Below are 13247 nucleotides of genomic sequence, written 5' to 3' on the forward strand. Positions count from 1 at the left end.
TTTGAGATTCTATCGGCGAATTTTATGTGTTTATCGGCGAATCTTCGTCTTCTATCGGCGATTGTACAAGTTCTATCAGCGAATCGCTGTCCATCCCCACAAAATACAAAACAACCACACGGGCACAGCCCCATGTGGTTGTTTTTCCTCACTGCAGCTGTTTCAAGTATTGCTCCTTCAGCGCAGATTTTTGGATTTTGCCGGCTGGTGTCTGCGGGAGCTGGCTGACAAACACTACCTGCCTCGGCACCTTGTAATCTGCTAAATGCTGCTGGCAAAATGATTTGACCTCTTCTTCGGTGATAGTCGCCCCCTCTCTAGGGATAATGTAATAACGGCCCACTTCGCCAAGGAATGAATCGGGCACGCCAATTCCGGCTGCAAAACCTATTTTCGGATGCGACATCAGGATATTTTCCACCTCGACAGGGTAGACATTATAGCCGCCTTGAATGTACATTTCCTTTTTTCGCCCTTTTAAAATGACATACCCTTCATGGTCTAAATAACCCATATCTCCGGTATAAAGCCAGCCATCCTCTGAAAATGCTAACCTCGTTTCTTCTTCCAGTTCAAAATACCCCTTTGCCCGGCAGCCTCCCTTTACCGCCACTTCCCCGACTTCGCCGCTTGCAAGCTCCTTTTGTTCCGCATCGACAATCATCAAGCTAAAATCGCCGATAGGAACGCCGATACTTTGCTGCACTTTTTCAAGAGAGTCAGTTAGCCGGGTCATGATGCAGGCACCGGATGTTTCACTAAGACCATATAAATTGATGATTTTGGCGTTAGGAAATTTTGTTTCAATCATTTCACATTGGGTAGGGTCGACGTTGGATCCGCCAACGATGCAGACCTTAATGGAACTAAGGTCATATTGATTAATATGTTTATGGTTTAATAGCATGTGATACATAGTAGGCACACCGCCAAAGACGGTTGGCTTGACATGATGAATAACCTGCAGGACCTTTTCCGAAATAAACTCAGGTACTAGGACAATACTGCCATAGCAAACTAATAACGCATGAACCGCACAGGTAATGCCTCCGACATGGTTTAACGGCAAACTTCCTACTGTGCAATCCCCCGCCCCAAGCGACAAATGGTCTGCTTGGGCCTTTGCCGAGGCCAAGATACTTCGGTTGGTGATCATCGTCCCCTTTGGCTTTCCGGTGGTGCCGGATGTATAGATGACAACGGCCGTATCCTCTTCCAAGACTGCTTGCTTTGCGGCCTCAAGCCTTACCCGATCAAGCGGCCTAGCCAACAACTCGTCAAAAGATAGACTTCCTTCGAACCCATAGCCTATGAAAATATATTTTTCCACTGTCGGAATCTTATCTTTAAACTTCTCGAAAAATTGGACAAAATCAAAGCCTTGATGACCAGAAATGGAAACAATTCCCTTTGTTTTTGAATTGTTCAGCATATACTCCAGTTCTGAATCTCGGTAGCGGACATTCAGGGCCACCACGCCGACGCCGATTTTGGCTGCCGCGAAATACGTATACAGCCATTCCAGTTGGTTTAACGCCAAAATGGCGATCTTGTCGCCTCTCCCAAATCCCTCCTGGAGAAGTGCCGACGCCAATACATCGGTGACGTCATCCAGTTCCTTATAACTAATCCGTTGGTCTTCATAAATTAAAAATGGCTGATCCGGGAACCTATCAACGGCATTCGCCAATACTTTATGAACAATCCAGTCCTGCAAAAACATCCCCCCTTTTAAACTACTGGATTATTAGAATATAAATTTTTAAACTGCTCCCGCAATACGTTCTTTTGGATTTTGCCAGTCGTTGTCTGTGGAAGCTCGGTAACTATTAACACCTCTTTTGGGATTTGGAAGGTCCCTAAACGTTCTTTGCAGTGTTTAATAATTTCCTCTTTCGTCGCTTCCTCCCCCGGTTTTAACACAACAAACGCCGTGACAGCCTCAATCCAGCGTTCATGCGGAAGACCGACAGCAACCGCATTTAATACTTTGGGATAAGACAATAGCGCTTGTTCTACCTGAATAGATGCTACATTTTCCCCGCCTGTCTTGATCATGTCCTTCTTCCTGTCCACAAAAACCAGCAGCCCATCCTCGTCAAAATATCCTAAATCCCCGGTATGATGCCAGCCGAATTGCCGTGACCGCTTCGTTTCTTCCGGATTATTGAGATAGCCGTCCATAACATTCGGACCGCGGTGAACGATTTCACCCACTTCATTTTTTCCTAGCAGGTTTCCATTGTCGTCCATTATAGCGATGTCCGTAATCAAGGATGCTGTCCCCCAATATGGACCTGATTTTCGTAACTGGTCCTCAGGTTTAAACACACAGGTAGCCGGATACATTTCGGTCTGCCCCGACCCTAATGCAAACTCGCAGCCCAGTTCACTGATTCCTTTTTCCAGCGTATTGCGATCCATTGGGGCCATGGCGTAAAGGCAATAGCGCAGGCTTGATAGGTTATATTTTTTAAAAAAAGGATGGTAGAGAAATGCCCGGTACATCATCGGCAGGCCAAACATCCAGGTAATCTTTTCCTTCTCGACTGTTTTCATAAAAGACTCTGGTTCGAAGCCTTGGATTACCACAACTGTTGCGCCTAAGTGGAAAAAGGACGAGACAAGCGTATGCTGTGCACAATGAAACACCGGCATCATCATCGTCGCAATGTCGTCCTTCGCCATCCCCGCTTCGATAATATTGGCAAGACTGGCAATAAACACAGCTTGATGGTTAATGAGGACTCCTTTCGGTGATCCAGTCGTTCCACTTGTAAACATGATTTGGGCTAGGTCACGGTCAGAAATCGCAACTTCCGGTTCTTCCGTTTGGTTGGAATTTAAAGCATGCTCAAATTTTTCAGCCTCAGTGGCACCCTTTCCTATAATGAGCAATTCCGGACACATGCTTGAATATTCTTCTTTTTTGTCTTGTAAAAATACCTCGTCACAGATTAGTACTTTTGCGCGGACCTCCGCAAGAATATACGACTTTTCGTTAAAGGATACCCCTGGATTGATCGGAACCCAAACCAAACCGGCCTTTGCGATTCCAAAAATGGCAACCAGAAACTGCCAACTGTTTCCGCAAATAGTGGCAACCGAATCTCCTTTTTCTAACCCAAGGTCCAACAGATAGTGAGCAAAGCGGTTGCAATCTTCATTAAACTCTTGGTAGGAAATCCTTTTATCCCCGGAAATGATGGCCGTTTTGGCTGGATTTTTGGCTGCCGTCCTGCGCACAATATCGCCGATGGCCACTCGGTTTAAAATGGTGATTTCACTCATGAGCTTCCCCCCCGTTTTTTTTTCAAATTACTCCTCAATTCTTGTAATCGCTTCCATTTTTGCTTTCGTTCAAAAATCTTCATTCCGAGTAGAACAGTTTTATTTTACCTTCTAATCCTACATTTTCAGAATCCTCCTTATCCATGGGTTTCAATACCTACCTTAAGAAATGCAAGAATTGTACCAGTTTTTTTAAATAAGGGATGTATTACCTGGCGCCTTACATAGGCATATACTCCTTGAACAAATGTTATAAAAAAAACACAGTTGTATAGTTTTATAAACAGTTTGATTGTGATGTAAAAAAAAGCGATGCCGCCCTGGACATCGCCTGTTTTTTCACCTAAACTCCTCTTTTATTTCCCCACAAAAAAGTATGCAATTGCGGAAGAATCTTAACGTTATTCATATCAGAGTCCTGCATGACTCTATCTATCAATCTTTCATATTTATTAATAAGATGCAGCAGCAGCTCTTGATTATCCATCGTTGACAGATGATCATTACCAACCTGTACAAAGAAGGGAACTTCCGGATAACGGAAATGAACAGCTTTGGCATATTCATAATCAAGATCATCAAATACCACAATCTTCAAGCTAAATTGTTGTGGTACATCATTTTGTTTAAGTTTCCCAATAATTTCATCTAAAATTTCAAAATCCGTCTCCATTTTTGAGCTTGGCGGCTTGGGTGAAATCGTTAATTCATCAATCTCAAAAAACCAATCCTGCCACCTGCTTCCCTGGGTTTCCAGACCAATTTTTATTTGATTAGCCTTTAGGATTTTAATAAATTCATCGAGATTTTTCAATAAAGCAGGATTCCCGCCAGAGATCGTCACAAAGGAGAAATTCTTGCCTCCGATTCGTTTCAGCTCTTCCCAAATTTCTACCGCTTCCATCATTCGAATATCATTTTTACCGGTGCCATCCCAGGTAAAGGAGGAGTCGCACCAGCTGCAGGAATAGTCACAGCCAGCAGTTCTTACAAACATTGTTTTCTGGCCGATAACCATTCCTTCCCCTTGGATGGTGGGTCCGAAAATTTCCATAACAGGTATTTTACTCAACTTCCATCCACTCCCGTCTAGCTTCCGCATAGCTTGTCGGTGTCTCAAACAACCGGACAAATTCTACTCTTGCGCCACAATACTGTTCTTGTCTTTTCTCTTTCTTTAATGCCTCAGCCATTTTCTCGTAAATCCAGACCACCATGTTTTCCGCCGTGGTATTCATTGGTGGAAGGGTTTCGTTCAGATAGCGATGGTCGAGATACACCTCAATTTCATTTTTCCAAATGTCTTTAATGTCCCCGAAATCCATCATCAAGCCGCGGTCATCAACAAAACCACTGATTCCAAAAATGACTATATACGTATGGCCATGAAGGTTTTTGCATTTACCCTCATAGCAATGCAAATGGTGGGCAGCATCAAAGGTAAATTCCTTGCTGACCAGCACTCTTTTGGAATGGTATTTTAATTGATTGCGTTTGATATCTTCATCCATTTTTTGGAGTTTATCTACGATGTGAAAACCATACATGGGGTTAAAACTCCTTTCGTGTACTCAAGTATTGGTCAAGGCCTCTTTTTCTCAATACACAAGCCGGACATTCCCCACAACCAACGGCAATGATCCCGTTATAGCAGGTTAATGTTTTTTCCCTAACGAAATCCAGTGCATTCAATTCATCAGCCAACTGCCAAGTTTCAGCTTTGTTTAGCCACATTAACGGAGTATGAATGACAAATTCCTTGTCCATTGATAGGTTCAATGTGACATTTAAAGACTTGATAAACACATCCCGGCAATCCGGGTAACCGCTGAAATCCGTTTCGCAAACACCAGTGATAATGTGCTTTGCCCCAACCTGGCTTGCCAGTACTCCCGCAAAAGAGATGAATAACAGGTTTCGTCCTGGTACAAAAGTGGAAGGTAATTCACCATTTTCTCCTTCCTTCACTTCAATGTCTTTACGGGTCAAGGCGTTTGGTGCCAATTGGTTTAACAATGACATATCTAAAATATGATGCTCTATTCCAAGTTCATTCGCGATATTTTGGGCGCACTCGATTTCAAGCTTGTGCCTTTGATTATAGTTAAAAGTAACCGCCACTACTTCTTCAAAATGTTCTAAAGCCCAAAACAAACAGGTGGTGCTATCCTGTCCTCCGCTAAAAACTACAACTGCTTTATCTTTCTTCATTATAAATTCTCCTTTAAATAGAAAAACAGGACTACTAAAGAAAGCAGTCCTGTTTTCCTTAGTTTTTTAAAGAGGGTAGCTAGAACCTCTACCGCAGAGTGCGGATTTTTTATATGACTATTCGATTATAAACCATTTCGATCATTTTTCAATCTATCTTTCAAGATTATTTCGGTTTTGTACACTTTTCAAAAAACATTCACTCTGACCTTACAATTTTGTTTGTACTGACTGCAGCTTCCGCTCCATCGAATGTTCCTTGTCACGACGGTCATCAATTCTGAGATTGGTACAGACTCTTTGTAAGCCTTTCTGGAATGGGACTTCATGAATTTCTTGAACAATTTCTAAGAGTAATTTTAAATCCCCTTCAATCAATGTACTCATCGGGGTTAACTGATACTTTACTCTGTCTTCATATCGCTGAAGAACTTTATGTATTTCCGCCACATACTCACTAACACTTGTAGTACCTGTCCCTACTGGAATAACTGTTATATCAATGATGGCCATAGCTTCATCCTCCTAAGTTCCTTTATAAAAAAAGAATATCATATGAATCGGTTAGAACAAAAATTGATGACTAAGTTAGAAGATGGTATTACTTCTTACCCTGTTTAGGAAGAATGCCAATAGAATAAATTTTTACTCACATTGGTCTTATCAATTATATCTATTTATATTATTCTAAGATTAAAACTAATAGGGAGAGATTTGTTTGAATACCTATTTTATTGCCGGTCACGCCAAGCTGCCAACCGGGATGGCAGCAAGAAGCATTTATGAAACGCTGACGATTACGGCTGAGATTGATAAGCATTATGGCGTGATTGTTGATGCCTCATGTACGCTGGCTACGGAACATGGAAGGGACTATATTTCAAGGCTATTGAAAGGGTATAGTTTACGTCACGGGATTGACAAGCCACTCGAAGACTTAAAAAATGGCTATTTAGGAAAAGCCAATCACGCCCTGATTGCGGCATTAAAGGATTTGTACAAGCAATATGAAACTATGAATTCCGTCCAATAAAAATAGAAAGAGCGGATCGACAATACCAATCAATCCGCTCCCCCAATGAAAAACCTAAACCGTAACTTTCTCACTCTCAAACGGCCAGGCCGGCAGCATGTTGCTTAGCGCCTTATCCTCTCTGTACCCCAGCACATACTCCGCCTGCATAACCGTATGAATTTCCCGCGTTCCTTCGTAAATAACCGGGGCCTTGGAGTTCCGCAAAAAGCGCTCAACCGGATATTCGCTTGAATAACCGTACGCCCCATGGATTTGCACCGCATCATCTGCCGCTTTATTGGCAAAATCACAAGCCTGCCATTTCGCCAGCGAAGTTTCACGAGTATTGCGAACGCCCTTATTTTTCAACTCGCCAGCACGATACACCAGTAAACGGCTCATTTGCAATCCTGCTTCCATGTTGGCAAGCATTTGCTGCACCAGCTGATGCTTACCGATATCTTTGCCGAACGTTTCCCGTTGATGACAGTATTTTACGCTTTCCTCCAAACTGGCCATAATCAAACCGACTGCTCCTGCGGCAACCGTGAAGCGGCCGTTATCAAGTGCGGACATGGCAATTTTGAAACCTTCCCCTTCCTGGCCAAGCAAGTTTTCTTTCGGAACGCGCACTTGATCGAAGAACAATTCCCCGGTATTGCCTGAGCGAATTCCGAGTTTCCCTTTTATCGCCTTAGAAGAAAAGCCAGGCATCGTTCGTTCCACAATAAATGCGGAAATTCCGTGGTGCTTCTTCTCTTTATCCGTATAGGCAAACACGATAAAATGGTCCGCCACATCACACAACGAAATCCATGTTTTCTGACCGTTTATAATATAGTAGTCTCCATCCTTCACAGCAGTTGTTACAAGCGAGGCCACGTCCGAACCCGCTCCAGGCTCCGTTAATCCAAACGCTCCAATCTTTTCGCCTTTGGCCTGCGGAACTAGGTATTTATGCTTCTGTTCTTCTGTTCCCCATTGCAACAAAGTCATGCTATTTAACCCGATGTGAACCGATACGGCAGTACGGAAAGCGGTGTCGCCTCTTTCCAGTTCTTCACAAACAATGGCCAGCGAGTTATAATCCATGCCGCTGCCGCCGTACTCTTCCGGAATGCAAACCCCCATCAAATCCAATTCTTTTAAACGCTGCCAAATGACCGGATCGAAATAACCGCGTTCGTCCCACTCTCGCATGTTCGGATTGATTTCCTTATCAACAACGCTTCTTACCATTTTTCTTAACATTTCCTGCTCTTCCGTGAATTCAAAATTCATCACACATTCTCCCCCTGCTTTTTAAAAATTCAACTTCGGCACTTGGCCAATTTTTTAAATAATGTTATCCGCCTTCAAACGGCTAATCTCCTCAAATGTAAATCCCACTTCCTGCAATATTTCGTCGGTATGCTCACCGGCCATCGGCGGATGACGTTCAACCCTTGTCTCCGTTCTAGAAAGTTTTATAGGCGAGCCAACGAGCTTCACCAACCCTGCCTCTGGATGGTCTACTTGAACGACCATATTCCGGGCCGCAACTTGCGGGTCGTCAAATACTTGGTCTATTGTGTTGATAGGACCGCATGGAATATTGTTGGCAGAAAATAGCTCCATCCAATCGCTGACCTGCTTTAACTGAAGTTGGCTATTTAAGATTCTCGTAAGTTCCTGACGATTTTCCACTCTTACCTCATTGGTACGGAACTTCTCATCCACCGCCAGTTCGCTTAGCCCAATTACCTCACAAAGCAATGCAAATTGCCGGTTATTTCCGACGGCAATGATCAATTCACCGTCTGCTGCGGAAAATGTGGAGTAAGGCACGACATTAGGATGGTCATTTCCAAGCCTCCGTGGTACCTTACCTGAAATCAAATAATTGCTGGCGACATTGGCAAGCGAGCTTACCGCCGTATCCATCAGGGACATATCGATTTTTTGACCACGGCCCGATTTTTCCCGCTCAAACAAAGCGGCTTCAATAGAAATTGCAGAATATAAACCGGTTAAAATATCGACCATGGCCACGCCAATTTTAAGCGGGCCGCTTTCTTCGTTGCCCGTAATGCTCATTAGGCCGCTCATACCTTGGATGATATAGTCGTATCCGGGCAAATGGCTATTTGGTCCTGTTTCCCCGAATCCGGTAATGGAGCAAAAAACGAGCCGGGGGTTTATTTTTTCCAAAGAATCGTACCCGAGCCCCCATTTTTCCATCGAGCCCGTTTTAAAATTGTGAATGAGGACATCCGCTTCCTTAGCTAACTTACGGATAATTTCTCGGCCCTCGTCTGACTTTAGGTTGACGGTGATGCTGCGCTTGTTCCGATTGGCACATAAATAATAAGCGCTCACTCCGTTTTGAAACGGCGGGCCCCAGAACCTGGTTTCATCACTGCCGCCCGGGGCTTCTACCTTGATGACATCGGCACCAAGGTCTGCCAAAATCATCGTACAATTTGGTCCAGCCAGAACCCTTGTTAAATCTAATACTTTTACACCTGCTAGTGCTCCACTCAAATATCCCACCACCTGTTAAAAAATCAAAAAAGCCAGACCAAACACACTTTAAAAGTGGTATGGACTGGCTTGCGATCCATTTTAGCAGCCGGCTAAGGCTGGTTCTGGAAACTTATCAGTCGAATCTTATGTTTTGAATACATCTCCATTACCTTCCGCTGACAGGCTGGATAGGATGAAGTTGTTTTTATTTTACATGAATTTTCAGAATTATTCAAGTAAAAATTTACTTAAATATAGTTTTTGTTGATGCTATTTAAGCGAATTTCATGTTTTTGCCGTCTTCTCTTTTTACGATTCGTAAGTTCCTTTTCGTAAAAATAATGAATGATAAAGTAGGAAATCACACCAAGTACAATCCCGAAAATCGACATTCCGATTAATGTATGGATACTGCCGTGTAGAAACCCAACCAACACAGTAAAATCACCGTGCATTAGTTTTGGAAAAGAAAAAGGATTGTGGTGTCCGATTCTAACCTTTATTGGAAAGAATAATTTCCCTAGCTTACCGGCAAATGGAAGCAGGATTACTGGAAGTAATGTTAATTTTCCGATGACGTTTCCAATTATCGAAGCTGGAAGCGAACCTTTTGCTATTCGGACAGCTGGAATAAACAATATATATATTAATGAAGCCGTTGATATGACCAACATTTCTAAACCGAAACCAATCGCGAATCCTAAGGCAACCTTTTTGGCTCCTCCGGGAGAACGAAGCAGTTTCATGAAGTTTAATTTAAATGCACGTCCAAGACGTTGAAACATATTATACCTTCGTTGTTTTGTATTCATGCTTTTGACCCCCGGTTGAACGAATTCCGTCTAAAATTAGTATTTCCTGTCAAAATGAATTCCATAGATAGTTGAAACATAAAGAGGTCTTATTAACGTTTACATTTATAGTATATTACAATTTCGTGTATAAAACTAGATAAAAATACTAAGGTTTGCACGATTCGCATTTTGTCGAAATTGCTCCAGAAGCTTGTTATTCCGGCATTTTCCAGTAACAAAAAAGCCGGCCAAATACCGCCGACTTTTCTGCCAATTTCTTGTAATTACTTTTCCAGCATTAATTTTAAAATAAGCTCATCTGTCTGTCTTGTTCCTTCATTTCCAAGCCTGCAAAAGCTTTCAATACTTTTTTCGACATCATCGTGGATAAAGCCGTCGGTTGATTGAATCTCTTGATGGTTCAAGGCTAAAAGAGCTGATTGGACGGCAACATTGGAACAGGTTGAGACTTTCATCGCACAGCCTGCCTTTGCCCCGTCACAAATCATTCCGGAAACATTGCCAATTGTATTTTGAATCGCCGCTTTCACTTGGTGAAGACCTCCATCCAGCAAATATACAATTGCACCACTCGCTCCCATCCCGGCAGCAGTGACACCGCATAGGGCAGAAAGGCGGCCAAATTTAGATTTGATATGGATGGTGATCAAATGACTAAGGGCAACGGCCCGAATCATTTTTTCTTCGGAAACCTGAAGCTTATCTGCCGCGGCAACAACCGGAAGGGTAACGGCAATGCCTTGATTGCCGCTTCCGGTATTGGCCATTACTGGCATTGTGGAACCTGCCATTCTCGCATCCGAGCCGGCTGCGGCCAGCGACATCGCAGCCGTGGCCAAATCATCGGATAAAATGCCTTTTTTGACATTTTGTATTATCGTCTTACCGACATTCAGCCCATAATTTCCAGAAAGCCCTTCTAATCCAATCATGCGATTTAATTCAATGCTTTTTCTTACAAGCGAAAGATCCTTAAGATCTGCCGTTAATACCCACTCATATATCTCATCAATGGTTAGCGCTTCCAGGTCGTCTTCCTCTGTCTGCAGTCCGATATTTTCACATCCACCCATGTAAACAGCTTTTCCGTCCACTTCTATTAAGGTGATATTGCTATGATTATCAGAAATAACGACCTTTGAGTTGTGCTGATCTGTTTCTATCATCACTTCAATATAGAGTCTTTTGGGTGAATTTGACTGGCCGGCTGTTACCTTGCCATCTTCTATTAATTTTAAAGCTGCCTGTTCATCTTCTCTCGTGAGTCCGTCCAATACTTCCAAGCTTTTATTCGGGTCGCCGGCAGCGGCGCCAAGTGCGGCAGCGAATTCTAGCCCTTTCGCTGACATGCCTGGAATCCCAACTGATTTCGCGTTTTTAATGATATTTCCGCTCGCTTCAACACGAATGGCACGAATTTGTCCTTGCGCGTGGCTCTTTGCAGTGGCAGCAGCCAAGGCAATTGCCACTGGTTCAGTACAACCAAGGGCCACAACTAACTCTTTTTCCAAAACTGCTAAAATTTTATGCTTTTTCATGTTGTTCCCCCTGTTTAGATAAGATACTAGTATCTTATCATAATTGCTGAGTTGTTTTTTAGGATGTTTTTTCCAAACTATTCACGCCTTCAATTAAAAACAATTATCCGCCAAGACTGATGATATGTACTTTCTTTCCAAGCAAAAATAGAGTATACTCAATTAACTATCATTTACATAAAGGAGATAGATCAGATGTCTGAGAACCACCAACCGGAAACAGAAAAAAAGAAAGTTAGCCTGCAGGAATTGGCCAAACAGCAGCTGCAAAACAAAAAAAACCAAGCTGCCGCTAAAGGAAAAGAGAATGGCAGCCTGCAAACGCAAAAAATGAAAAGCCAGCAAACCAAGAAGCCAAGCAATACTCGAAGAAAAATGGGCTCTTAATGAACGGGCAAAATCGGAAGGACATTGTGCCAGGGATTTCTGTTGATATTGTTTTAAAAAAGGATCAGAAAACTGGAAAGCTTACCAGGGGAATTGTTCAGGATATTCTCACTAAATCATCCAGCCATCCCCACGGCATTAAGGTCAGATTGACGGATGGACAAATTGGACGAGTCCAAGAAATTCACACCTAATTTTCCCCGCATTAAAGCACACAATAACCTGTGTGCTTTTTCCTTGGCCTACTTTACCAACACCCCCACTGGAGACCAGCATTATTCAGATGGAACTATTTCGAGATCAAGCAGCTGCGTCTTCATCTCTAATCCGCCGCGGTAGCCTGTCAACGAACCATTTTTGCCAACAACACGGTGACATGGCACAGTTATTAACAATGGATTAGCACCAATAGCGGCTCCCACTGCTCGAACAGCAGCTGGTTTATTTATTTTGTTTGCGATGTCAGAATAGGATTTGGTCTGTCCGAACGGAATTTCACAAAGGGCATTCCAAACAGCGACTTGGAACTCAGTCCCATGTAAATCATTCGGGACGGTGAAATTCGTTCGCTTCCCTTCAAAATATTCTATTAGTTCGGCTTCATACGGCTTTAGCTTCTCCCCATCTTCCACCAGTGGACTGCCGGGAAACCGTTTTTCAGCCCAAACCGCTAATTCTTCAAACAGCTTGTTCTGAGAGCCGACATAGCAAAGTCCCTTCTCTGATGCTGCAATATAGAAATTCCAAGAATGATGATTAAATAATGACCAATAGATGGGTGTCTTATTAGTTTGTGGTGTCATTTTGTTTCCTCCGATTCATGTAATTGACGGAAATTAACGGGTGTATCTCCCGTCATCTTTTTAAATAATGTAATAAAATAAGGCGTATTAGGGATACCTACCATCTTTGCTATTTCCACAATTGCCCGGTCAGACTGGAGCAATAAATTTTTGGCTGCATTAATCCTGATCTGCAGAATATATTCGACAGGGGTAATGCCAGTAATCTTTTTAAATGTCCGGTGCAAATGAAACGGACTTCCATGACTAACTTCAGCCAGCGTTTCTAGCGTTAGCTTTTCTGAATAATGCGTATCAATGTAGTCTGTAACAAGCTCAACCCATTCATGATCGGGTAATCGCTCATTTGTAGGCTTACATCTTTTACATGGACGGAATTGTGCCAATAGCGCTTCTTCAGCGTTTTGAAAAATCCGGACATTTTCTTTTTTGGGAACACGAGATTTGCAGGACGGCTTACAGAAAATCCCCGTGGTCTTTACAGCATAGAAAAAAAGATCATTGTATGAGGCATCATTGTCGATAATGGCCTGCCACATTTCATCTGTCATCACAACATCCCTAGAGTTATCTTGAAATTCAAATCTCATTAGACCACCTCTGCCACTATTATATCTCTGGAAATAGCAGAATGAACGTTTATAGTGATAAAATAGCAAGATATTGAAATGATATTTTTGTG

At 42.8% G+C, this 13247-nt stretch carries 15 protein-coding genes and 1 riboswitch; of the genes, 3 read left to right on the forward strand and 12 right to left on the reverse strand.

Annotated features, from left to right (window positions below):
- Positions 1 to 148: 148 nt before the first annotated feature.
- The 6 genes from QNN06_RS20430 to QNN06_RS20455 form a co-directional block, all read right to left on the reverse strand.
- Positions 149 to 1717, reverse strand: a complete 1569-nt coding sequence (locus tag QNN06_RS20430; RefSeq protein WP_284035848.1) for a class I adenylate-forming enzyme family protein — start codon at positions 1715 to 1717, stop codon at positions 149 to 151.
- A 14-nt stretch (positions 1718 to 1731) separates the two neighbouring features.
- Positions 1732 to 3291 (reverse strand): AMP-binding protein, encoded by a 1560-nt coding sequence (locus QNN06_RS20435; RefSeq protein WP_284035849.1) that lies wholly within the window; start codon positions 3289 to 3291, stop codon positions 1732 to 1734.
- A gap of 343 nt (positions 3292 to 3634) precedes the next feature.
- A complete protein-coding gene (gene queE / locus QNN06_RS20440) occupies positions 3635 to 4363 on the reverse strand; it encodes a 7-carboxy-7-deazaguanine synthase QueE (RefSeq protein WP_213119004.1) in 729 nt (242 codons plus the stop codon).
- The gene (queD, locus tag QNN06_RS20445; protein ID WP_284035850.1) at positions 4356 to 4838 is read right to left on the reverse strand and encodes a 6-carboxytetrahydropterin synthase QueD; all 483 of its coding nucleotides are present in this window, start codon (positions 4836 to 4838) and stop codon (positions 4356 to 4358) included. Before queD ends, queE begins: the two co-directional genes overlap by 8 nt.
- Before the next feature lie 4 nt (positions 4839 to 4842).
- The gene (queC, locus tag QNN06_RS20450) at positions 4843 to 5502 is read right to left on the reverse strand and encodes a 7-cyano-7-deazaguanine synthase QueC (protein WP_284035851.1); all 660 of its coding nucleotides are present in this window, start codon (positions 5500 to 5502) and stop codon (positions 4843 to 4845) included.
- A gap of 52 nt (positions 5503 to 5554) precedes the next feature.
- Positions 5555 to 5597: riboswitch (PreQ1 riboswitch) on the reverse strand.
- Positions 5598 to 5712: 115 nt separating this feature from the next.
- Complete coding sequence (locus QNN06_RS20455) at positions 5713 to 6015, reverse strand: MTH1187 family thiamine-binding protein (RefSeq protein WP_213119001.1); 303 nt, start codon at positions 6013 to 6015, stop codon at positions 5713 to 5715.
- A gap of 205 nt (positions 6016 to 6220) precedes the next feature.
- Here QNN06_RS20455 and QNN06_RS20460 point away from each other — a divergent pair, with 205 nt between their 5' ends.
- The gene (locus QNN06_RS20460) at positions 6221 to 6535 is read left to right on the forward strand and encodes a DUF3870 domain-containing protein (RefSeq protein WP_213119000.1); all 315 of its coding nucleotides are present in this window, start codon (positions 6221 to 6223) and stop codon (positions 6533 to 6535) included.
- A gap of 54 nt (positions 6536 to 6589) precedes the next feature.
- Here the strand turns inward: QNN06_RS20460 and QNN06_RS20465 are convergent, their stop codons facing one another.
- From QNN06_RS20465 to QNN06_RS20480, 4 genes are all read right to left on the reverse strand, one after another.
- The gene (locus QNN06_RS20465) at positions 6590 to 7798 is read right to left on the reverse strand and encodes an acyl-CoA dehydrogenase family protein (RefSeq protein WP_284037963.1); all 1209 of its coding nucleotides are present in this window, start codon (positions 7796 to 7798) and stop codon (positions 6590 to 6592) included.
- Positions 7799 to 7852: 54 nt separating this feature from the next.
- On the reverse strand, positions 7853 to 9040 hold the full coding sequence (locus QNN06_RS20470) for a CaiB/BaiF CoA transferase family protein (protein ID WP_213118998.1): 1188 nt from the start codon (positions 9038 to 9040) through the stop codon (positions 7853 to 7855).
- Between the two features lie 230 nt (positions 9041 to 9270).
- Entirely contained in the window at positions 9271 to 9834 is a 564-nt protein-coding gene (locus QNN06_RS20475) for a DUF2062 domain-containing protein (protein WP_284035852.1), read from the reverse strand.
- Positions 9835 to 10100: 266 nt separating this feature from the next.
- On the reverse strand, positions 10101 to 11375 hold the full coding sequence (locus tag QNN06_RS20480; RefSeq protein WP_284035853.1) for an L-cysteine desulfidase family protein: 1275 nt from the start codon (positions 11373 to 11375) through the stop codon (positions 10101 to 10103).
- Between the two features lie 195 nt (positions 11376 to 11570).
- Here QNN06_RS20480 and QNN06_RS20485 point away from each other — a divergent pair, with 195 nt between their 5' ends.
- Together QNN06_RS20485 and QNN06_RS20490 are read left to right on the forward strand one after the other, a co-directional pair.
- On the forward strand, positions 11571 to 11762 hold the full coding sequence (locus tag QNN06_RS20485) for a hypothetical protein (RefSeq protein WP_284035854.1): 192 nt from the start codon (positions 11571 to 11573) through the stop codon (positions 11760 to 11762).
- Positions 11762 to 11956 (forward strand): YwbE family protein, encoded by a 195-nt coding sequence (locus tag QNN06_RS20490; protein WP_284035855.1) that lies wholly within the window; start codon positions 11762 to 11764, stop codon positions 11954 to 11956. Before QNN06_RS20485 ends, QNN06_RS20490 begins: the two co-directional genes overlap by 1 nt.
- An 81-nt stretch (positions 11957 to 12037) precedes the next feature.
- On the opposite strand, the gene QNN06_RS20495 is transcribed toward QNN06_RS20490, so the two are convergent.
- Together QNN06_RS20495 and QNN06_RS20500 are read right to left on the reverse strand one after the other, a co-directional pair.
- On the reverse strand, positions 12038 to 12565 hold the full coding sequence (locus QNN06_RS20495; RefSeq protein WP_284035856.1) for a methylated-DNA--[protein]-cysteine S-methyltransferase: 528 nt from the start codon (positions 12563 to 12565) through the stop codon (positions 12038 to 12040).
- Positions 12562 to 13155 carry a bifunctional transcriptional activator/DNA repair enzyme AdaA gene (locus QNN06_RS20500; RefSeq protein ID WP_217036120.1) on the reverse strand — a complete coding sequence of 198 codons (594 nt, stop codon included), beginning with the start codon at positions 13153 to 13155 and terminating at the stop codon, positions 12562 to 12564. The genes QNN06_RS20495 and QNN06_RS20500 overlap by 4 nt, the downstream gene beginning before the upstream one ends.
- Positions 13156 to 13247 lie beyond the last annotated feature (92 nt).

The organism is Neobacillus sp. 114, from assembly GCF_030127045.1.
GTDB lineage: Bacteria > Bacillota > Bacilli > Bacillales > Cytobacillaceae > Neobacillus > Neobacillus rhizophilus.

Excerpts from the sequence above, each read along its gene's own strand:
- QNN06_RS20435 (WP_284035849.1), bottom strand. The coding sequence starts at position 3,291 with ATGAGTGAAATCACCATTTTAAACCGAGTGGCCATCGGCGATATTGTG.
- queD (WP_284035850.1), bottom strand. The coding sequence starts at position 4,838 with ATGTATGGTTTTCACATCGTAGATAAACTCCAAAAAATGGATGAAGAT.
- queC (WP_284035851.1), bottom strand. The coding sequence starts at position 5,502 with ATGAAGAAAGATAAAGCAGTTGTAGTTTTTAGCGGAGGACAGGATAGC.
- QNN06_RS20455 (WP_213119001.1), bottom strand. The coding sequence starts at position 6,015 with ATGGCCATCATTGATATAACAGTTATTCCAGTAGGGACAGGTACTACA.
- QNN06_RS20465 (WP_284037963.1), bottom strand. The coding sequence starts at position 7,798 with ATGAATTTTGAATTCACGGAAGAGCAGGAAATGTTAAGAAAAATGGTA.
- QNN06_RS20475 (WP_284035852.1), bottom strand. The coding sequence starts at position 9,834 with ATGAATACAAAACAACGAAGGTATAATATGTTTCAACGTCTTGGACGT.
- QNN06_RS20480 (WP_284035853.1), bottom strand. The coding sequence starts at position 11,375 with ATGAAAAAGCATAAAATTTTAGCAGTTTTGGAAAAAGAGTTAGTTGTG.
- QNN06_RS20485 (WP_284035854.1), top strand. The coding sequence starts at position 11,571 with ATGTCTGAGAACCACCAACCGGAAACAGAAAAAAAGAAAGTTAGCCTG.
- QNN06_RS20490 (WP_284035855.1), top strand. The coding sequence starts at position 11,762 with ATGAACGGGCAAAATCGGAAGGACATTGTGCCAGGGATTTCTGTTGAT.
- QNN06_RS20495 (WP_284035856.1), bottom strand. The coding sequence starts at position 12,565 with ATGACACCACAAACTAATAAGACACCCATCTATTGGTCATTATTTAAT.
- QNN06_RS20500 (WP_217036120.1), bottom strand. The coding sequence starts at position 13,155 with ATGAGATTTGAATTTCAAGATAACTCTAGGGATGTTGTGATGACAGAT.